18 protein-coding genes are annotated in these 19,315 nt (G+C 50.6%); 7 read left to right on the top strand and 11 right to left on the bottom strand.

Annotated features, from left to right (window positions below; translation table 11 throughout):
- Positions 1-59: 59 nt before the first annotated feature.
- From ABDZ76_RS03015 to ABDZ76_RS03005, 3 genes are all read right to left on the bottom strand, one after another.
- Positions 60-770, bottom strand: coding sequence for a polysaccharide deacetylase family protein (locus tag ABDZ76_RS03015; protein WP_343801112.1), 711 nt, complete (start codon positions 768-770; stop codon positions 60-62).
- Between the two features lie 10 nt (positions 771-780).
- Positions 781-1,521 (bottom strand): glycosyltransferase family 25 protein, encoded by a 741-nt coding sequence (locus tag ABDZ76_RS03010; RefSeq protein ID WP_343801109.1) that lies wholly within the window; start codon positions 1,519-1,521, stop codon positions 781-783.
- Between the two features lie 111 nt (positions 1,522-1,632).
- Entirely contained in the window at positions 1,633-1,995 is a 363-nt protein-coding gene (locus ABDZ76_RS03005; RefSeq protein ID WP_343801106.1) for a BRA0787 family protein, read from the bottom strand.
- Between the two features lie 384 nt (positions 1,996-2,379).
- Between ABDZ76_RS03005 and ABDZ76_RS03000 the strand changes: the two genes are divergently transcribed.
- The 5 genes from ABDZ76_RS03000 to ABDZ76_RS02980 all read left to right on the top strand — a co-directional run bounded on the left by ABDZ76_RS03000 (position 2,380) and on the right by ABDZ76_RS02980 (position 7,348).
- Positions 2,380-3,999 carry an ABC transporter substrate-binding protein gene (locus tag ABDZ76_RS03000; RefSeq protein WP_343801103.1) on the top strand — a complete coding sequence of 540 codons (1,620 nt, stop codon included), beginning with the start codon at positions 2,380-2,382 and terminating at the stop codon, positions 3,997-3,999.
- A 71-nt stretch (positions 4,000-4,070) separates the two neighbouring features.
- The gene (locus tag ABDZ76_RS02995; protein WP_343801100.1) at positions 4,071-5,024 is read left to right on the top strand and encodes an ABC transporter permease; all 954 of its coding nucleotides are present in this window, start codon (positions 4,071-4,073) and stop codon (positions 5,022-5,024) included.
- Positions 5,021-5,824: an ABC transporter permease gene (locus ABDZ76_RS02990; protein WP_343801097.1), complete on the top strand. Its 804-nt coding sequence runs from the start codon at positions 5,021-5,023 to the stop codon at positions 5,822-5,824. Before ABDZ76_RS02995 ends, ABDZ76_RS02990 begins: the two co-directional genes overlap by 4 nt.
- Positions 5,817-6,581 (top strand): ABC transporter ATP-binding protein, encoded by a 765-nt coding sequence (locus ABDZ76_RS02985; RefSeq protein ID WP_343801094.1) that lies wholly within the window; start codon positions 5,817-5,819, stop codon positions 6,579-6,581. The genes ABDZ76_RS02990 and ABDZ76_RS02985 overlap by 8 nt, the downstream gene beginning before the upstream one ends.
- On the top strand, positions 6,578-7,348 hold the full coding sequence (locus ABDZ76_RS02980) for an ABC transporter ATP-binding protein (RefSeq protein WP_343801091.1): 771 nt from the start codon (positions 6,578-6,580) through the stop codon (positions 7,346-7,348). The genes ABDZ76_RS02985 and ABDZ76_RS02980 overlap by 4 nt, the downstream gene beginning before the upstream one ends.
- 102 nt (positions 7,349-7,450) lie before the next feature.
- On the opposite strand, the gene proC is transcribed toward ABDZ76_RS02980, so the two are convergent.
- Complete coding sequence (proC, locus tag ABDZ76_RS02975) at positions 7,451-8,263, bottom strand: pyrroline-5-carboxylate reductase (RefSeq protein WP_343801088.1); 813 nt, start codon at positions 8,261-8,263, stop codon at positions 7,451-7,453.
- A 256-nt stretch (positions 8,264-8,519) separates the two neighbouring features.
- Between proC and folD the strand changes: the two genes are divergently transcribed.
- Positions 8,520-9,419, top strand: coding sequence for a bifunctional methylenetetrahydrofolate dehydrogenase/methenyltetrahydrofolate cyclohydrolase FolD (gene folD / locus ABDZ76_RS02970; RefSeq protein WP_343801085.1), 900 nt, complete (start codon positions 8,520-8,522; stop codon positions 9,417-9,419).
- Positions 9,420-9,475: 56 nt separating this feature from the next.
- On the opposite strand, the gene edd is transcribed toward folD, so the two are convergent.
- The 3 genes from edd to zwf form a co-directional block, all read right to left on the bottom strand.
- The gene (gene edd / locus ABDZ76_RS02965) at positions 9,476-11,290 is read right to left on the bottom strand and encodes a phosphogluconate dehydratase (RefSeq protein ID WP_343801082.1); all 1,815 of its coding nucleotides are present in this window, start codon (positions 11,288-11,290) and stop codon (positions 9,476-9,478) included.
- An 83-nt stretch (positions 11,291-11,373) separates the two neighbouring features.
- A complete protein-coding gene (gene pgl, locus ABDZ76_RS02960) occupies positions 11,374-12,072 on the bottom strand; it encodes a 6-phosphogluconolactonase (protein ID WP_343801078.1) in 699 nt (232 codons plus the stop codon).
- 21 nt (positions 12,073-12,093) lie between these two features.
- Entirely contained in the window at positions 12,094-13,569 is a 1,476-nt protein-coding gene (zwf, locus tag ABDZ76_RS02955; protein WP_343801075.1) for a glucose-6-phosphate dehydrogenase, read from the bottom strand.
- Positions 13,570-13,842: 273 nt separating this feature from the next.
- On the opposite strand from zwf, the gene ABDZ76_RS02950 reads away from it, so the two are divergent.
- Positions 13,843-14,592, top strand: coding sequence for a glucose 1-dehydrogenase (locus ABDZ76_RS02950; RefSeq protein WP_343801071.1), 750 nt, complete (start codon positions 13,843-13,845; stop codon positions 14,590-14,592).
- Here ABDZ76_RS02950 and ABDZ76_RS02945 read toward each other — a convergent pair.
- The 4 genes from ABDZ76_RS02945 to ABDZ76_RS02930 all read right to left on the bottom strand — a co-directional run bounded on the left by ABDZ76_RS02945 (position 14,589) and on the right by ABDZ76_RS02930 (position 19,297).
- On the bottom strand, positions 14,589-15,836 hold the full coding sequence (locus tag ABDZ76_RS02945; RefSeq protein ID WP_343801068.1) for a multidrug efflux MFS transporter: 1,248 nt from the start codon (positions 15,834-15,836) through the stop codon (positions 14,589-14,591). The genes ABDZ76_RS02950 and ABDZ76_RS02945 overlap by 4 nt on opposite strands.
- A gap of 10 nt (positions 15,837-15,846) precedes the next feature.
- Positions 15,847-17,160 carry an NAD(P)/FAD-dependent oxidoreductase gene (locus tag ABDZ76_RS02940; RefSeq protein WP_343801065.1) on the bottom strand — a complete coding sequence of 438 codons (1,314 nt, stop codon included), beginning with the start codon at positions 17,158-17,160 and terminating at the stop codon, positions 15,847-15,849.
- Between the two features lie 236 nt (positions 17,161-17,396).
- Entirely contained in the window at positions 17,397-18,830 is a 1,434-nt protein-coding gene (locus ABDZ76_RS02935) for a glutamine synthetase family protein (RefSeq protein WP_343801062.1), read from the bottom strand.
- A gap of 224 nt (positions 18,831-19,054) precedes the next feature.
- Positions 19,055-19,297 (bottom strand): SMc00767 family acetate metabolism repressor, encoded by a 243-nt coding sequence (locus ABDZ76_RS02930; RefSeq protein WP_343801059.1) that lies wholly within the window; start codon positions 19,295-19,297, stop codon positions 19,055-19,057.
- Positions 19,298-19,315: the final 18 nt, after the last annotated feature.

Raw genomic sequence — 19,315 nt, 5'->3', positions numbered from 1 at the left:
AATGCAGCGTTTTAATTTTATCCGGCTCTTTTCATCAGCTTTCGCTAATAAAACTGTTTTTACTTGCGTCTTTGTAACAAAGTTTTGAAGAGGAACAGCGGCAGAATATCATTGCGGCGCACATAAATACGCGGGATTCCAAACGGATCATCTTGCGCAGTGGCGCGGCGGCGCACAGTTGTTGTTGCATTTTCAAAGCCTGCTTCTTCGACAATCTTGCGATGGCTCGCATTATTGTCGCCGTAAGGATAGGCAAAGCTTGGCACGGGCATGCCAGTAATATCTTCCAAAATCGCCTTGCTGTCGATGATCTGACGGCGCGCTTCTTCCTCAGAACATTGTGACAAATGCGCGTGATCTAAAGTGTGCGCACCTACTTCATGGCCAAGATCTGCCCATTCGCGGATTTGCTCTTTGGTCATGCAAGGCACAAATGGTGCGCCTGATTTTTGATCCCATTCATTACTGCCGCCTGTCTGGTTGGCCACAAAGTAATTGGTGGAGGTAAAGCCAAACTCTGCCATAGCGGGAGCCGCATTTTCCAGCACATTCACGAAACCATCATCAAAGGTGATGATCACGACTTTGCCGGTTTTCTCACCGCGAATATAAGGCATGCCTTCGCGCATGGAGATGCCCTGATAGCCAAGCTTTTTCAACCATTTCATCTGGGTGTAAAAGGATTTCGGGTCAACAATCAGGCTGCGTCCCGACATTTTGCGGCGCGGCAGCTGGCCGATCTGATGGTAAAGTAAAATTGGTACAGACACGAAATCACCTTTATCCGGATTTTTTTGGCAGGCTGTCGATTTTTTTGCGCAAACGGCTGCGATAAAGCGGACGTAAGATTTCACGCGATAATTTATCAAACAGGCCTTTTTTATTCTTAATGGTACTGCCGCCCAGATCGCGCGAGATTTCCGCGACACCACCGGGTTGCAGGGTCAGCATATCGACATTCGTGATCCAGTTCATCTGGGCAAATGTATCAACCGGCCGGTCAAACTGCTGCGTTACTTGTAGAAGTTTAAGGGCGGCTTCTCGACTGACAATTTGTGCAACCATGCCAAGGCCGATATGGCGCGGGCGCAGCACTTTGACATTATTTTGCGCCAAGACAAGCTCGCCTTCTTCGCGATCACGGAAGGGGAAGCGGATGAAACAATCAGGCTTTTGTTGCAGCATTGTTTGGGCCGTTGCAAAACAGGCAGCAAAATCGGCGGTCAGCGCCACATCATCTTCCAGAATAAAGCCTGCATCCAGTTGCTGATCGACAACCGCCTGCCATGCTTTGCGATGCGACAGAAAACAAGCGATTTCATTGCGGCTCAACGTAAAAGGATATGAAGGCTTGTGCAGGTGTCGATGATAGGCGTGGGAAATCTCTTGCTCGGACAGATTTTTATTGTCAACGGCATCAAGAATTTCGGTCATGACAGGCAATTGCTGTGACAGCTCATTGACTTGCGACCGCCGTTCGGTTGCGCGATGCAGATGAATAATAAAAGCTTTGATCTGCATAGTGCATCACCTTGGCTGGAAGAGTTATAAAGTTTAGATAGCCAAGTGACGCTTAAAAAACAAGAAAGCGGTTGCTGATGAACCGCTTTCCCGCTGAAACCTGCTTATATTTTATAAGTAAATGATCAAAGGCAGGTGCGGTGCTTTTCTTTCCTGCAAGACAAAGCGCATAATGCGCGCACCATGTGAAAATCGCTCAACCGTATTCCATTCATCGGCGCCGACATAAGCGTAGGGCACCACATCGCGCATAGCATCTAAGGTGTGATTAGGAATAATATCATTGCAGTTCCAGAGACGCCTGAAAATCACACTAATGCGGGTTGGCTTTCCGTTGACCGTCACACTTGGCTCGGCTTGCCCGCTTTCCCAGTCTTCATAAGCTTCAATTGCATAATGAAAAGCCTGATGAAGATAAATCGGGGCATGACCTTCATGAAGCGGGGGCAGCAAACTTGTAAATAAACGCGTCATTTCGTGTCCTCTCTTCTGGTGTTGGTTTGGAAATTCTGTCTCGGCATTGCCTTTCATTTTAAAGTCCGGCCTGTTGCCGATGGACTAATTAAACGCGCATATTAGGGAGGGCGCAACTAAAAAGAGGGCGTTTTTAGTGAGCAAGGCTTGCATGCTATGCCGGTTGTCAGTGGAATATTTTTGCTTTGCAGCGTCGATTACAAATAGTAAACAAGATGTTAACCGATGTTTTCCGGCTGGAATATTGTCTAAAAACCGGACCATCTAAAGATGAGAAAAAAGCAGTATTTTGCTATGGCAGAATTGATAAGGGCGGTAGCGTTTTACGGCAATAATGTGGCCGGATAACATATCCGTCAGCACAATGCGGGGATTGAAAAGATTATGCGCAATTTATCATTGTCACGGCGAACCTTTCTCATTGGCGCATCGGCGCTTTTGGCGTCTACGTCTTTGAGCAGTAAAGCTTTTGCTCAAAGTGAAACCGTGACGCGGGGCGGCCGGTTGGTGGTGGCGGCTGATTCTGAGCCGCGTAATCTTAATCCGGCAATTGTTGCTTCCAATGGTGTGTTTTTTGTCGCGAGCAAAGTGATTGAGCCATTGGCTGAGGCTTCTTTTGATGGTGAAAACGGCTTAGCACCACGTCTGGCACTTTCATGGGAAGGCGCGGATGACGGTTTGAGCGCGACATTCCATTTGCGTGAAAATGTCAGCTGGCATGACGGTAAGCCATTTACCTCTGCCGATGTGGCTTTTTCGGCATTGGAAGTCTGGAAAAAGCTGCAAAATCTTGGCCGGGTGGTGTTTAAAGATCTGGAAGCTGTGGAAACGCCGGATGATCACACCGCGATTTTCAAGTTTTCTTCGCCAACTCCTTTTCAGCTTATCCGCAATGCTTTGCCTGCTTTAAGCAGTGTGCTACCTGCACATGTTTATAATGGTACAGATATTGCGAGTAATCCGGCTAATGAACAGCTGGTTGGCACTGGTCCGTTTAAATATGCTGAGCATAAAGCCGGTGAATATTATCGTCTGACGCGTAATGAAAATTATTGGGGCGAGGGCGAGCCATATTTGGATGAAATCATCTACCGTGTGCTGGCGGATCGCTCTGCTGCGGCCGGTGCGTTGGAAGCAGAAGAAATTGATCTGGCGGCATTTTCTGCCGTGCCTTTGGCCGATCTGGCACGTATTGGTAAAGTGCCGGGTCTGAGTGTCATTTCCAAAGGCTATGAAGCGCTGACCTATCAGCTGGTGGTTGAGATCAACCATCGCCGCAAAGAACTGGCGGATGTGCAGGTGCGCCGCGCTATTGCCCATGCGATTGACCGTGATTTTGTCGTCAACACGATCTTTTTGGGCTATGCGCAAAGTTCAACGGGGCCTGTGCCGCGCTATGATAAGCAGTTTTACACCGACAAAGTGGCGGCTTATCCGTTTGATGTGGCAAAAGCCAATCAGTTGCTTGATGATGCAGGCTATAAGCGCGGCAGTGACGGTGTGCGTTTCTCGCTGAAACTACTGCCGGCACCTTATTTCAATGAAACCCGCCAGTTTGGCGATTATCTGCGTCAGGCGCTGGCGGCTATCGGCATTGATGCTCGCCTTGTCAATAATGATTCTGCGGCACATCAAAAGGCGGTCTATACGGATCATGATTTTGATCTGGCCGTTGCGCCGCCGGTTTATCGGGGTGATCCGGCCATTTCGACCACAATTCTGGTGGAAAGCGGCTTGCCTGCTGGTGTGCCTTTCTCCAATCAGGGCGGCTATGCCAATGCGGAAATGGATAAAATTATCGCAAGTGCGGCTAAAACCATTGATGAAACAGCGCGCACCGCGCTTTATCACCAGTTTCAGGCCTTGGTTGAGGACGATCTGCCATTGATCAATGTGGCAGAATGGGGCTTTATTACCGTTGCACGTGACCGCGTGCGCAATATTGCTGACAATCCGCGTTGGGCGACGTCAAACTGGTCAAATGTCTGGGTGCAGCAGGATTAGAGAATTGAACAAGCGTGACATTTAATCAGCCCCGGATACGCTTACCTTTGGTTGGACGACTGATAAGACGAATGGCCAGCAGCATGATTGTGCTGCTGGTTGTTGTTATTGGTGCTTTTTTATTGATGGAAGCCGCACCCGGTGATGCGGTGGATGCCTATGCGGTTTCGCTTGGCGGCGATGCGGCGATGATGGATGAGCTGCGCGCGCAATGGGGCTTGGATCAATCTTTAAGCCGCCGCTTGCAGGTCTATCTTCTTAGTCTGGCGCAGGGCAATCTTGGCTGGTCGGTCGCTTTTTCACGCCCTATTCTTGATATTATTTTAGAGCGCTTGCCCAATACTTTGCTGCTCATGGGCGCGTCCACCGCCTTGTCTTTTTTCATCGGTTCATTGCTTGGCATTTATGCTGGTGCAAAACCTGGCAGTTTTCGTGACAGGTTTTTGTCGGCTGCGTCGCTCGCACTTTATGCGGTGCCGGGTTTTTGGTTGGCACTGGTGCTGATCATCTTTTTTTCTATTTCTTTGCGCTGGTTTCCTTCCGGCGGGGTGGAAACCATTGCATCAGGCAAACATGGACTGGCGCGCGCGCTTGATATTGTGCGGCATCTGACCTTGCCGGTTTTGTCTTTGTCGATGATTTATCTGGCACTTTATTTGCGGGTGATGCGAAGCGCGATGGGGCAGGTCTGGCAAATGGATTTTGTCGGCGCTTTACGTGCACGCGGGCTTTCGGAACGGCGCATTTTATGGCGCCATGTGGTGCGCAATGCTTTGCTGCCGTTGGTGACAATGTTGGGGCTGCAAGCTGCCACCATGCTTGGCGGCTCAGTGGTGATTGAAAGTGTATTTGCCATTCCGGGGCTTGGGCGCTTGGCGCAGGAAGCCGTGACTGCACGCGACACGGCTTTGTTGATGGGCATTATTCTCATCAGCGCATTGATGGTGATTATCGTCAATTTTATCACTGACCTGTTTTATTCATGGCTTGATCCGCGCATTGCTAAGGCCGGAGATGCGGCATGAGTAAAGGAGTTAATCTCTCGGTCGAGTTTTGGTTGGGGTTCGGGCTGCTTATCTTTTTGTTGCTTGCAGCTTTGCTGGCTCCGGTTTTTTATCCCAATGATCCGCTGAGTATTGTGGCGAGCCCTTTGTTGCTGCCGTTTGAAAATAGCAGCTTTCCGTTAGGCACTGACCGGCTTGGCCGTGATGTGCTGGCGCAGTTATTTTATGGTGCGCGCACATCATTGGTGATTGGTCTGGCCGCTAGTTTTTCTGCTATTCTGATCGGCAGTCTGGTGGGCGTTGCTGCCGGATTTGCCGGTGGTCTGATTGACGAAGCCCTGATGCGGATTACAGAAGCATTTCAAACCGTACCGGGTTTTTTGCTGGCGCTGGCACTGGTCAGCCTGTTTGGCCCTTCGATTGGTATGATTGTGGTGGCAATCACTCTATCCAGCTGGACGCAAGCTGCACGTCTGGTGCGCGGGCAGGTTTTATCGCTGCGGGAACGTGACTTTGTCGCAAGTGCCAAAGTTATTGGTATGCATCCGGTAGAAGTTGCCTGTAAACAAATTTTGCCTCACGCGCTGGCACCGGTTTTTGCTCTTGCACCCGTTATTGTTGCCGGTGCTATTTTAACCGAAGCAGCGCTTTCCTTTCTAGGCTTGGGCGATCCCAACCGCGTGACATGGGGCGCGATGATTTCAGAAGGCCGCACCGTTTTGCGCTCAGCACCTTTCTTGTCGGTTGTGCCGGGCATTGCACTGGTTTTGACCGTCATCGGCGTTTATCTGATCGGCGAAGGTTTTAAGCGCGATGAGTAAACTGGCAGCAATCAACAATCTGTCGGTGCAATATGGCGATGTGCATGCACTGCAAAATATCAGCCTTGATATTAAGACAGGCGAGAAACTGGCGATTATCGGTGAAAGCGGTTCGGGCAAAAGCACTTTTGCCTATGCTTTGGCAGGATTATTGCCGTTTAATAGCAAGTTAACCGGCCAGATTGACTGGCAGGGTTTTGAGGAAAAACCAAAAACAGGGCGTGATATCGGTTTTGTTTTTCAAAATCCGTCTGCCAGTTTTGATCCGGTGATGACAATCGGCAACCAATTGGCAGAAATCATCACTACCCATCAAGGCTTGTCTAAAGCTCAAGCGCTTGGCGAAGCTGCTGATTTACTCAACCGTGTGCAGATACCAGAGCCAAAGGCCGCTTTGCAACGCTATCCGCATCAGTTATCTGGCGGGCAGAAACAGCGCGTGGCAATTGCTGCTGCTATTGCGGCAGCGCCTAAATTGTTGATTGCTGATGAGCCAACCAGTGCGCTTGATACAATCGTGCAGGGTGAAATTGTCGGCCTTCTGGAAGAACTGGTGGGGCAGACGGATATGACGCTGCTTTTTATCACCCATGATATTGCGCTTGCCTCGCAATTTGCGGATCGTTTGGCGGTATTTAGCCAGGCGCAATTGGTGGAAATAGGCGCGCGTGAGCAGGTGCTGAACAATCCGTCCGATGATTACACCAAAATGCTGATCGCCCATTGCCTGACATTAGATGATGGGAGTGCGGCATGACAGATCAAGTGATCTTGCAGGCCGAGGGGCTGAAATTCGGCTTTCCCGGCACCAACAAGCTTATTCTCAATGATGTCAGCCTTTCAATCAGCCGCGGTGAAACTTTAGCGCTGGTTGGTCGGTCGGGCAGTGGAAAATCAACGCTTGCGCGTATTTTGCTGCGTTTGATGAAGCCGCAGAGAGGGCAAATCAGCTTTAATGGGGCTGACTGGCTGGCATTGCAAGGCAAGCACTTGCGCCAAATGCGTGCTAAAATGCAGATGGTGTTTCAAGACCCGTTGGCCGCCTTCAACCCGCATTCGACAATCTGTACTTTATTGGATGAGCCGTTACGCATCCACGGTATGCGCGAAGTGCATCAGCGTGCGATTATGATAACGCAGCTTTTACACCGCGTGGCGCTCGATCCCGCACTCATTACAAGACGTGTGGATGAAGTGTCGGGCGGGCAGCGACAGCGCATTGCCATTGCCCGTGCCTTAGCAACCAAACCTGAGCTGATTGTACTGGATGAAGCGGTTGCTTCACTTGATGTTTCGGTGCGCGCTCATATTTTGGATTTGCTGCAAGACATTCAGGCGCAAGACCAAACTTCATATCTCTTCATCACCCATGATTTGGCGGTGGCGAAAAAGATAGCGCACAAAATTGCAGTGATTGATGAAGGCAAAATTGTTGAATACGGGCGTGCAGACGATATTCTTGACGATCCGCAAACCGCAATTACCAAAGCATTGATTGCTGCTTCACCACGCTTGAAGCGGTAAAGCATGTCTCCCAAAAGTGGGAACCGGTTTTGGGATAAAGACATGCGTGAGTAAAATATTAGAGTGAGCGCAGTCAGTATGAAAAAATGTTACACACTCTTATCAGCTACGTCCGAGTTCTTCCGAGCGCAAACGGGCAGCATCTACTGCTTTATTGATGATATCTTGCATTTCGCCAGCCATTAAAACATCAAGCGCTGCGGCGGTGGTGCCGTTGGGGCTTGTCACCTGACGGCGGAGTTCCGCTGGATCTTCTTTTGATTGTGCTGCTAAGGCTCCGGCTCCGGCAATGGTCTGCATTGCCAGCAGGCTTGCTGTTTCACGCGGCAGACCCGCCTTCACACCAGCTTCGGTTAAGGCTTCAATGAAATAAAATACATAGGCTGGCCCTGAGCCTGAAACAGCGGTGACGGCATCCATTTGCGCTTCATCATCAACGCTTGCAACCGCACCGCTGGTGCTAAGCAAGGTTTTGACAAATTCAGCCTGTGCAGCGCTGACATTCTTATTGGCATAGGTCACCAGCATGCCCTGACCAATTGCGGCAGGAGTGTTTGGCATACAACGGATGACGGCAGTATTGCTGCCTAAAATTGTCTCAAATTGTGCCACCGGAATACCTGCGGCAACGCTTAAAAAAGCAGCTTTCGGGCTGAATTGCTGATAGCTGGGCAGAACATCCGCCATCACCTGCGGTTTAACCGCCAAAATGATGAAGGCGGGGTCGAAATCTTGTGGCAGATTGTCGGCATGGTGCAGCGCATGAACGCCAAGGCTCTGGGCTTTCTGGCGTAATATTTCTGTTGGTTCGACAACATAAATATCCTCAGGTTGCAATGCGCCTTGGTTGACCCAGCCTTTCAGCATGGCAAAACCCATATTTCCGCAACCGACCAGTACAACCTTGAGATTCATAATGTTTATTTCCGCTATAAAAGAACCGGCTGCACTTTGCCGTTATGGCGGGAGCGGGTCAAGAGCGCATGAGGTGCGTTTGGCTTTCTTGCCGTTGTTTAACAATGGGGAGTTGTTATTTTGAGGCTTCCGGCGTATGGCAAAGGCTTAATCAATCGAGAGTGGAATCGTCCTGTCCTGTCGCCTTATGCGTTCAGGTCTTTTTCTATTCTTAAATCTAAGATCACAAGACCAAGCCGCGAACGGAGTTTCGGATATGGCAAAACTGATCGATGGCAAGTTGCTTGCTGAGGATGTTATTTCAACCGTCAAAAGTGAAACGGAAAAGCTGGTTGCCGCCACTAAAGTGACACCGGGTATTGCTGTTGTCATCGTTGGTGAAGATCCGGCCTCTCAGGTTTATGTGGCCTCTAAAGGTCGCAAAGCCAAGGAATGTGGTTTTCATTCCGTGCAGCACACTTTGGCAGAAACAGCCACTGAGCAGCAATTGCTGGCCTTGATTGATGAGCTGAACAATGATCCGGCCATTCACGGCATTTTGGTGCAATTGCCATTGCCGAAACATATTGATGAAAGCCTGGTTATTCAGGCGATCAATCCGGATAAGGATGTGGATGGGTTCCATTACATCAATGTCGGAAAACTGGGTGCCGGTGATGCCGCTTCTGCCTTTGTGCCATGCACACCGGCAGGTGCGATGATTATGATTGAGCGTCAGCACGGGCATGATCTTTCCGGCCTGACCGCCGTGGTTATCGGACGTTCCAACATTGTTGGTAAACCAATGTTCAACCTGCTTTTGAGCGCTAATGCAACCGTTACCGTTGCCCATAGCCGCACCAAAAATCTGGAAGACCTCGCTCGCAGCGCCGATATTCTTGTGGCTGCCGTTGGCCGCCCAAAAATGGTCAAAGGGGATTGGGTCAAACCGGGTGCGACTGTCATTGATGTGGGCATCAACCGTATTCCTGCACCGGAAAAAGGTGAGGGCAAAACCCGCCTTGTGGGTGATGTGGATTTTGATAGTGCTGAGCCAGTTGCGGGTGCGATCACGCCTGTGCCGGGTGGTGTTGGCCCAATGACAATTGCTATGCTGATGGCAAACACACTTGTTGCTGCTTGCCGTGCAGCCAATGTGCCTGCACCGAAGTTTTAAGATTATAAGGTAACAAAAGGGCGGCTTATGGTTTTCATAAGCCGCCTTTTTATTTGTTAAAAGACGCTGGCGCCCAAATCAGCACGACCGGCAATATTGCGGAAGGCGCTGAATAATTCACGCCCCATGCCAAATTGATTGGCAGACAAATCCGGCGCGGAGCTGATGCGCTGCTGAAGCACATCGGCAGCAACCAGCACATCCAGCGTGCCTGCTTGTGCATTAAGGCGGATGATGTCGCCATCTTCAATTTTGCCGATGAGGCCGCCATCAAGTGCTTCCGGCGTTACATGAATAGCGGAAGGCACTTTGCCGGAGGCGCCTGATAAACGACCATCGGTGACAAGCGCCACACGCTGGCCGCGATCTTGCAAAATGCCAAGCACAGTCATCAGGCGGTGCAGTTCCGGCATACCGTTGGCTTTTGGGCCCTGATAGCGCACCACAGCGATAAAATCGCCGGTTAATGTGCCAGCCTTAAAGGCTGCCTGCATGTCTTCCTGATCGTGGAAAACCTTAGTAGGCGCTTCGATAATATGGCGGTCGGCTTTAACAGCTGAGATTTTGATAATCGCATTACCGATATTGCCGCTCAGCACTTTAATGCCGCCATTGGGTTGGAAACCCTGATCGGCTTTGGCCAGAATTTTAGCGTCGCCACTGATCGCAGGCGCTGCATCGCGCACCACCTGACCATTTTCCCCAAGCTTTGGTTCGATGGTGTAATCGCGCAAACCTTCGCCCCAGACGGTGCGTACATCTTCATGTAAGAGTCCCGCATCCAGCAATTCACGGATCATGAAACCCATGCCGCCAGCGGCATGGAAATGGTTCACATCAGCCAGACCATTTGGATAAACGCGTGCCAGCAATGGTACGAGGTCAGAAATATCGGAAATATCCTGCCATGTCAGTTTGATGCCAGCTGCGGCTGCCATCGCAATCAAATGAATGGTGTGGTTGGTGGAGCCGCCTGTCGCATTCAAGCCGACAACACCATTAACGAAAGCGCGTTCATCAAGCATTTCGCCAACCGGTGTATAGGCATTGCCGCAAGCGGTGATGGCGAGCGCACGTTTGGTGGCTTCTTTGGTCAAGGCATCGCGCAATGGTGTGCCCGGATTGATGAAGCTTGCACCGGGTATATGCAGTCCCATAATTTCCATCAGCATCTGATTAGAATTGGCGGTGCCGTAGAAAGTGCATGTGCCCGGACCATGATAGGATTTTGATTCGGATTCCAAAAGTTCTGCACGTCCCACTTTGCCTTCGGCATAAAGCTGACGGGTTTTGGCTTTTTCATCATTGGAAAGGCCGGAAGTCATTGGCCCTGCCGGCACGAAAACCGCAGGCAAATGGCCAAAGGACAAAGCGCCGATTACAAGACCGGGTACGATCTTGTCGCAAACGCCTAAATAAATGGCGGCATCAAACATGTCGTGCGAAAGGCCGACAGCGGTTGCCATGGCAATGACATCGCGTGAAAAAAGCGACAATTCCATGCCGGCAAAACCTTGCGTGACACCATCGCACATGGCGGGCACGCCGCCAGCTACTTGTGCAACACCGCCCGCTTCATGGGCTGCTTGTTTGATCAGTGCCGGATAGGTTTCAAATGGCTGATGGGCTGAAAGCATATCATTATAGGCAGTGATAATGCCTAAGTTTGGCACAATATCAGCAGCCAGTGCAGCTTTGTCGGCAGGGGAGCAGGCGGCAAAACCATGGGCAAGATTGGCGCAGCCTAATGCGCCGCGCTTGGGCGATTTGGACGCTGCCGCCCGCATATGACCAAGATAGGTTTCGCGGGTCGGCTTCGAGCGCTCGATAATACGATTGGTAATTGCTGACAGTGTTTTATGGGCGCTCATCAATAACTCCTCGTCCGTCGCCCGTGTTGGCTAACGGGGACAGTTAATAATGCCGGCCATAATCTGTCTTGTTTAGAGGCGCTTTACGGCGCCCAGTACAGCTGAACCGGTGTTTTGGCATGTTGGAAAACAGCGCGAACCGGCTTTTTCATCGAATCTTCGCAGGCCAGCGCTTCATCCAGTACGGTTAGTTTTTCGTTGCCTTCAATGTGCATCACCAACATTCTGGCTTCGACCAGCAATGGCAGTGTCAATGTCAGGCGGCGCTCTCCCGCACCTTCTGCCTGCATCGGAACCACCAGAGCTTTTTCATTCGGATCAAGTGCCTGATCCAACCGGTCACCACCGGGGAAGAATGAAGCCGTATGTGCATCAAGCCCCATGCCCAAAACCACCACATCAAACGGACGCGGCAAAGCACTGATACGGTTTGCCGCAGCAATGCCTGCCGTTTCGGCAGTGGCTGAAGGGTTATAGAGGCCGATGAACTTGGCAACACCTGCCTGATTGTTGAGCAAATGATCCCGCACGAGTTTCTCGTTTGAGCGCTCGTGGTCGGGGCTGATAAAACGCTCATCAACCAGTGTGATGGTGACCAGATTCCAGTCAATGTTTTTGCGGGAAAGAATTTCAAACAGACGCTTTGGCGTTGTGCCGCCTGAAACAGCAAGCACAGAATGGCCACGAGCCTGAATAGCCTCGTCAAGCTTTTCAGCTATAGCAGTTGCCAGCGCCTCCGCCAGATCAGAACTATTGCTGAAATCGTGCCGTTCGATGCTCATTTCTTTCCCTTTACATTAACGTTACAAACTATCGTGCCATGTGCGGCCGTCCCGTTCGATCAAGGCGATCGAAGCACTCGGGCCCCACGTTCCTGCGGTATAACCTTGTACCTGCTGGCCGCTATTGTTCCATCCTTGAAGGATAGGATCAACCCACCGCCATGCCGCTTCTACCTCATCACGGCGCATAAACAAAGTTTGATTACCACGTACCACGTCAGTTAGCAGACGTTCATATGCATCGGGGTTACGTTCATTAAATGATGCTGCAAAACTCATATCCAATGGCACATGGCGCAAACGCATGCCGCCCGGGCCCGGATCCTTGATCATCAGCCATTGTTTGACCCCTTCATCCGGCTGCAAACGAATAACCAGCTGGTTCGCCATGACGCGGCCAGCTTCGTCACCAAAGATCGAATGCGGGATCTGTTTGAAGGTCACAACAATTTCTGAAACGCGTGCTGCCAGCCGCTTGCCGGTGCGCATATAGAAAGGCACACCCGCCCAGCGCCAGTTTTCGATCTCGGCTTTGATGGCGACAAAAGTTTCTGCATTGCTGTTTTCTGCGCCCAAATCATCGAGATAGCCTTTAACAGGGCCACCGGCAGACGCACCGGCGCGATATTGGCCGCGCACAGTCATTTCTTCGCAATTGGCTTCTGTTATCGGCGCGAGTGAGCGCAGAACCTTGACCTTTTCATCATGAACGGCGGTGGCATCCATTGATGATGGCGGCTCCATCGCGACAAGGCATAAAAGCTGCAACATGTGGTTTTGCACCATGTCGCGCAAAGCGCCAGCCGTATCATAATAACCGGCACGGCCTTCCAGCCCGACAGTTTCAGCAACTGTGATCTGGACGTGATCAATATGGGCAGAATTCCATAATGGCTCATAAAGCGCATTGGCAAAGCGCAATGCCATCAGGTTCTGAACCGTTTCTTTGCCCAAATAATGGTCGATACGGAAAATCTGATCTTCACGGAAAACGCTGCCGATAGTGTCGTTCAGCACTTTGGCAGAGGCCAGATCGCGGCCAATCGGTTTTTCAACGATGATACGGGTTTCGTCCGTAATCAGGCCGGTTGACTGGATGCGATTGGCAATGTCACCAAAAAGGCTCGGGCTTACGGCCAGATAAAAGGCGCGTAAAGTGGCCGGTGCTTCGTCAATAAAAGCTTTCAGCTCTTGCCAGCCGCTGTCGGATTTCGCGTCAACAGTCACATAGCTCAGACGGGCAATGAAGGTGTCGAGCACTTGTGTGTCGACTTCTTCAGCCTTCACATGTTCTTCAATCGCTTTGCGGGCAAAAGCGCGATATTCTTCATGGCTCATTTCTGAGCGTGAAGCACCGATAATACGGGTCGGGTCGCTTAATTGACCGGCACGCTCGCGTTGATACAAGGCGGGAAGCAATTTGCGTTCCGCCAGATCGCCGGAACCGCCAAAGACGACACAGTCAAACGGATCTACCGGAATTATCTGGCTAGTCATGGTCGCTCTCTTCTATCATTCGTTCTGACAGTGTTATCACGATTTAACGCTTGCATGCATAATATTAAATCGATTTAAATTCAACCGTCCAGTTGTTGGGTTTGTCATTTTATAATGCGTTATCATGTCAGGCTGGTAAAAAATGACAGGCATTTGTTCCAAGTTACCTTTATCGTTCATCTTAAAGCCATAGAGACGAATATAGATGTTGTTAAGTGATTTGGCTGCATAATCGGTCAGAATTATTACATGAGGCATCAAGGAGATAAGTTTATGCAACGGTTAGCCGGAAAAGTCGCAATTATTACCGGAGCTGGCTCAGGATTTGGTGCCGCCATTGCCAAGCGTTATTCTGAAGAAGGTGCCAAAACAGTTCTGGTGGATTTAAATCCCAAACAGTTGAACGGGCATTTGAGTGTATTGCCGGAAGAGGCAATTGCCGTGCGTGGGGATGTATCGCGCAAAGACAGTGTCGCAGAAATTATGCAGACCGCTTATGACCGCTTTGGCCGCATTGATATTATGGTCAATAATGCTGGTTTTACCCATCGCAACATGCCGCTGACCGAAGTGAGCGAAGATAATTTCGATCTCATCAGTGCAGTGAATATGAAGGCGATTTATTATTCGACCCTTGCCTTGGCACCTTTGATGGAACAGCAGGGCGGCGGGGTGATTATTAATACCGCTTCGGTGGCAGGGCGCCATCCGCGCAAAGGATTGGCATGGTATAGTGCTTCCAAAGGCTGGGTTATTAGCGCAACCAAGGCAATGGCATTGGAACTGGCGGAAAAGAAAATCCGCGTAAATTGTCTGTGCCCTGTTGAAAGCGACAGTGGCACACTGCCACTTTTCCTGAAAGAAGATACAGAGCAGGCGCGCGAAGAGCTGATTGATACAATCCCGCTTGGCCGTTTGTCGACACCAACAGATGTGGCGAATGCTGCTTTGTGGCTGGCATCGGATGATGCGGCCTTCATCACGGGTGCTGCCATTGATGTCGATGGTGGTTACAGCATTTAAGCTTGCTTTGTGCGAGCGAAAATATGCCAATTATAAAATGCACCTGCCGCCATCATCAGGCAGGTGCCTAAAAACACCGCACGCATGCCAAAATGACCGCCGATAAAACCGCCGGTTAACGGGCCGATCACCTGTCCGGCATATTGCGCCGAGGTGGATAAGCCTAACACACTGCCGGAAACGGTGTGGGGCACATTATGACGAATAACGCTGGTGATGCAGGGCAATAAGCCGCCAAGCGCCAGTCCCATCAAGAAGCGTAAAATTATTAATTGCCAGCTTTCAGTTACAAAAGCCTGCGGAATAAGCAGCAGCGCTGAAATGGCAAGTGCGGCGATAATCACCTTGGTGTGGCCGATCTGGTCGGCAATTTTGCCAAGCTTTGACGCAGACAAAATACTCCCCAAGGCTGCGGCCGCCATCACCACACCGGAAATCATTGTCAGCGAGCGCTGGTCGTCCAGCAATTGCGCTACATAAACCGTGATAATCGGTTCGACCGACATGTTAGCAACCATCAGCAAAGTGCCGGTAATCAGCATGGCGATGATCGGACGTTTGTCGGGTATTTGCGCCCATACACCTTCGGACTGCCGGGCTTGTTGTTTGCTGTGTTTTTCTTTCGGTTTTTTATCTTCGCGGATGAAAAAACTGGTTGCCAGAAAGGTGATAAAAATCACGCCGCCAGCCAGCCAAAACGTGGCGCGGATGCCGATGATTGGCGGCAAAGCGCCGCCGATCAATGGCCCGACCAGATTACCTGCCATAATGCCGGAGGATAAAACACCAAGCGCCCATGCGGTGCGTGCTTTAGGTGTTTGGGTGGCAACCAAAATGGTGGAACCAGAGGCATAGCCGCCGGCAAGCCCTGCAAATAAACGAAGCGCCACTAACTGCCAGACATTGGTAGCCATACCAATCAGGGACATTGCAATAGCCATCCCGAGCGAGGCGCGCACCAGCATGAGTTTGCGGCCATAACGGTCAGCCATGCGCCCCCAAAGCGGTGCAACAAGCGCCGCGGCAAAGAAAGTTGCGCCATAGGCAATGCCCGACCATTGCACGATTTGTGCGTGATCTTCGATGCCGAGCTGTTCCACATAGAGCGGCAGAAAAGGCAGAAGCAGTGTCATGGCGATGATTGTGGTGAAAGAGCCGAAAAAGCTCACCAGCAGATTTTGCCGCCAATATTGATCTGTTTCCTGATCGTCTCCGGCTTGTTGCTCAGTATGTACAGGGGGCATGTTATTATCTTTAAATACGATCCATCAATGCAAACCACGACAGCGCTACAAACAATAGCGGTGAGCGGAAGCGGCGACCACCCGGAAACGCCGGAATGTTCAGCTCTTGCAGCAATTGCAGTCTTTCAGCTTTGCCTGCCAGTTTCTCAGCGTAAAGCTGCCCCATCAGATTGGCAAGCATCACACCATGGCCGGAATAGCCACCGGCTGAAATGACATTGGGCATTACTTCGCGCACAAAAGGCTGGCGCGGCATAGTGATGCCAACCGAACCACCCCATGAATGGGTGATTTCAATATCGGCCAGTTGCGGGTAAATTTCCGCAATCTGGCGGCGGATATGGGTGCTGATTTCGCGCGGATTATCCGCCGTATAGGCTTCACGTCCGCCAAAAAGCAGGCGGCCATCTTGGGTAAGGCGGAAATAACGCACGACAAAGCGTGAATCATCCACCGATTCACCACCACGCAACACGCCATATTTAGCATCAAGCGGCACGGTTGCGCCCATGAAAGAGCGGATCGGCATCACATGGGCGGCACTCACCGGCTCCAGCAAGCCGCCATGGGCATTGACCGCAAGCAAACAATGTTTGGCGGTGATGGTGCCTTTGTCTGTCGTGACGGTCACGCGTCCGTTCTGACTTTCAAGCTTTGATGCTTTGGTGTTTTCAAACAGTGAAGCACCGGCTTGAGCCGCCACTTTTGCCATACCGACCAGTAATTTGAGCGGATGGATATGACCGGTGCCGCTATCATAAGTGCCACCGTAATAGCGTTTTGAACCCAGTTTTTCCGTTGTTTCCTGTGCATCCATCATCCGTACATGCGGATAATTATAGCGTGTCTGCATCAGTTCCACATGGCGCTCATATTGCTTCAGATAGCGCTTTTTATGGGCAACCGACATCTGGCCCGCTGCATATTCAATATCAATATTGTGCTGGTCGCAGATGCTTTTAATCAGCGGCTTACTGTCTTCGGCCAATTCAAACAGGGCTTTGGCACGGGTGAAGCCGTATTCTTTTTCCAGATCTTCAGCCCATGAGCGCTGGCCGGTGCCAAACTGGCCACCATTGCGCCCCGATGCACCGTCGCCAAAGCGCGCTGCATCAATCACCACCACATCAACGCCGCTTTTGGCCAGATGGTAGGCGGCAGAAAGTCCCGTATAGCCACCACCAATAATAACGACATCGGCCTGCCTTGAACCATCAAGGGCAGGATAGGCCGGCCTTTCGGCTACACTCGCTTCATACCAGGAAAATCCCGGAGAGATCGGAGAAAGGTAATGGGAGCTAGGGCTTTGATTTTGCTGCAACATACGGGCTGTCCCGTTAGAGTGTTATCGTATCAAATATAAATCTGACGTGTGAAGCAGAGCAGTGAGAGCGTTTTGCGCTCACTCTATCAATGGTTTTATGCATAGCCTTATCCCAAAACTGGTATCCGCTTTGGGAAGGCATGCATTAAAGCCAGAGAGGAGTATCAAAACCGGATATTTATCCATGAAAACCTCTCTGGCTTTATTATTTTTATATATGGGGTGGTAGTTACCTTTTAAACGTTGAGAAGCAGATATTCGCGCTCCCATGGACTGATAACTTCCATGAAAGTTTCAAATTCAGCACGTTTAATCGCGGCATAAGTGGTCATGAACGACTCGCCCAGGAACTTTTGCAGCTCTTTGTCGTTTTCAAACAGTTCTACCGCTTCAATCAAACCGCGTGGCAGTTCAATCTCGTTACGGTTGACAGATGTAGAAACCGGCGCATCCGGTTTGATCTGGTTGATAATACCACTTAAACCGCAGGCCAGTGACGCTGCCAAGGCCAGATAAGGATTGGCATCAGAGGATGGAATGCGATTTTCTACACGGCGGCTGCCCGGTTCTGAACGGGGTACACGGAAAGCGGTGGTGCGGTTATCATAACCCCATTTGACGTTAACCGGTGCGGAAGCATCCGGTGTCAGACGGCGATAGGAGTTCACATAAGGCGCAAACATCACCAGTGCATTGGGCACATGTTTTTGCATGCCGCCAATGAAATGCAGGAAGTGATCGCTTTCGCTGCCATCTTCATTACTGAAAATATTGCGGCCGGTTTTCTTATCGACAATCGATTGATGGATATGCATGGCAGAGCCGGGCTGGCCCTGAATAGGCTTAGCCATAAAGGTTGCATACATATCGTGCTTAAGCGCTGCTTCACGAATGGTGCGCTTGAACATAAAGACTTGATCGGCAAGCTCAACCGGATCGCCGTGACGCAGGTTGATCTCCAGCTGCGCCGCACCTTCTTCGTGGATCAGCGTGTCAATTTCCAAGCCCTGCGCTTCGGAGAAATGGTAAATATCGTCGATCAGCTCGTCAAACTCGTTGACGCCGGCAATCGAATAGCCTTGTCCGCCGCCAATGGCACGGCCAGAGCGTCCGACCGGCGGGGTCAGCGGATAATCGGGATCAGGGTTTTTCTTAACCAGATAAAACTCGATTTCCGGTGCTACTACAGGTTTTAACCCGCGCTTGTGATAAGCGGCAACAACACTGCGCAGCACATTGCGCGGTGTATATTCAACATTTTTGCCGTTTTGGTTGACCAGATCGCAGATGACTTGTGCTGTCGGATCAGTTTCCCACGGTACGATGCAAAGGGTCGATAAATCCGGCACCAGTTTCAGGTCGCCGTCATTTTCCGGATAGGCAAATCCGTGACCGTCTTCAGGGTAATCACCTGAAATAGTGGTCATGAAAACAGCAGAAGGCAGCGCCAGCGATGTGTTGGAGGTAAACTTTTTCGACGGCATCATTTTGCCGCGTGCAACACCGGCCTGATCCGGAGTGATACATTCAATATCTTCAATATCGCGCCATTCCAGCCATTCGGAAACTTGTTTCCAGTTTTTAACGCCGCGCAATGATTTGACATGGGGCGGAGTACGGCGTCTGGTTGTGGGCTTAGTAATTTTTTTCTCAGGTGTATCAGCAGACATTAGTCACCAAAATATGAACTATAGAGCCGCATGATAGCCCTATCGCATGGGTTTTACAAATAGGGATGTGGCAATAATAATATGAATAATTTTTGACGATAAAAAGAAAAACAAAAAGAAAAGCTCCGGCAGGGATAAGCTGCCGGAGCCGTTTTTCCATGGCTTAGATGTAAAGTGCCTTCTTAAACCGCTTGTTGCGTATTCAGGGCATATTCAAGGTTTCATCAGGCACTTTTTGAAACGATGACAGGGATGAGGAGATCGCCCCAGTTGCCATCGCCGCCATGGTGCCGCGCTGACCGGATCAGCTCGACAGAAACACCGGCATCAACCGCTTTCATCACTGCATAGTTGAGGCGATGCAAATCATTGGCCAGCATGCGGATAACTGTCTGCTGGTCGTTATTCATGGAAGAGGATTGCTCCTCGGCTCTTTCTTTAACGCGTGCAGGTGAAGCGGTTGACATTGTTATTCCCCTTTTAAA

The organism is Paenochrobactrum glaciei (assembly GCF_039522165.1).
GTDB classification, from domain to species: Bacteria; Pseudomonadota; Alphaproteobacteria; order Rhizobiales; family Rhizobiaceae; genus Paenochrobactrum; species Paenochrobactrum glaciei.
Note: the sequence above shows the minus strand (reverse complement) of the source record. Positions and strands in the feature narration are given on the sequence as shown.

Bases quoted from the DNA above. Each gene is read 5' to 3' on its own strand.
- ABDZ76_RS03010 (WP_343801109.1), bottom strand. From the start codon at position 1,521: ATGCAGATCAAAGCTTTTATTATTCATCTGCATCGCGCAACCGAACGG.
- ABDZ76_RS03005 (WP_343801106.1), bottom strand. From the start codon at position 1,995: ATGACGCGTTTATTTACAAGTTTGCTGCCCCCGCTTCATGAAGGTCAT.
- ABDZ76_RS03000 (WP_343801103.1), top strand. From the start codon at position 2,380: ATGCGCAATTTATCATTGTCACGGCGAACCTTTCTCATTGGCGCATCG.
- ABDZ76_RS02995 (WP_343801100.1), top strand. From the start codon at position 4,071: ATGGCCAGCAGCATGATTGTGCTGCTGGTTGTTGTTATTGGTGCTTTT.
- ABDZ76_RS02990 (WP_343801097.1), top strand. From the start codon at position 5,021: ATGAGTAAAGGAGTTAATCTCTCGGTCGAGTTTTGGTTGGGGTTCGGG.
- ABDZ76_RS02985 (WP_343801094.1), top strand. From the start codon at position 5,817: ATGAGTAAACTGGCAGCAATCAACAATCTGTCGGTGCAATATGGCGAT.
- ABDZ76_RS02980 (WP_343801091.1), top strand. From the start codon at position 6,578: ATGACAGATCAAGTGATCTTGCAGGCCGAGGGGCTGAAATTCGGCTTT.
- proC (WP_343801088.1), bottom strand. From the start codon at position 8,263: ATGAATCTCAAGGTTGTACTGGTCGGTTGCGGAAATATGGGTTTTGCC.
- folD (WP_343801085.1), top strand. From the start codon at position 8,520: ATGGCAAAACTGATCGATGGCAAGTTGCTTGCTGAGGATGTTATTTCA.
- edd (WP_343801082.1), bottom strand. From the start codon at position 11,290: ATGAGCGCCCATAAAACACTGTCAGCAATTACCAATCGTATTATCGAG.
- pgl (WP_343801078.1), bottom strand. From the start codon at position 12,072: ATGAGCATCGAACGGCACGATTTCAGCAATAGTTCTGATCTGGCGGAG.
- zwf (WP_343801075.1), bottom strand. From the start codon at position 13,569: ATGACTAGCCAGATAATTCCGGTAGATCCGTTTGACTGTGTCGTCTTT.
- ABDZ76_RS02950 (WP_343801071.1), top strand. From the start codon at position 13,843: ATGCAACGGTTAGCCGGAAAAGTCGCAATTATTACCGGAGCTGGCTCA.
- ABDZ76_RS02945 (WP_343801068.1), bottom strand. From the start codon at position 15,836: ATGCCCCCTGTACATACTGAGCAACAAGCCGGAGACGATCAGGAAACA.
- ABDZ76_RS02940 (WP_343801065.1), bottom strand. From the start codon at position 17,160: ATGTTGCAGCAAAATCAAAGCCCTAGCTCCCATTACCTTTCTCCGATC.
- ABDZ76_RS02935 (WP_343801062.1), bottom strand. From the start codon at position 18,830: ATGTCTGCTGATACACCTGAGAAAAAAATTACTAAGCCCACAACCAGA.
- ABDZ76_RS02930 (WP_343801059.1), bottom strand. From the start codon at position 19,297: ATGTCAACCGCTTCACCTGCACGCGTTAAAGAAAGAGCCGAGGAGCAA.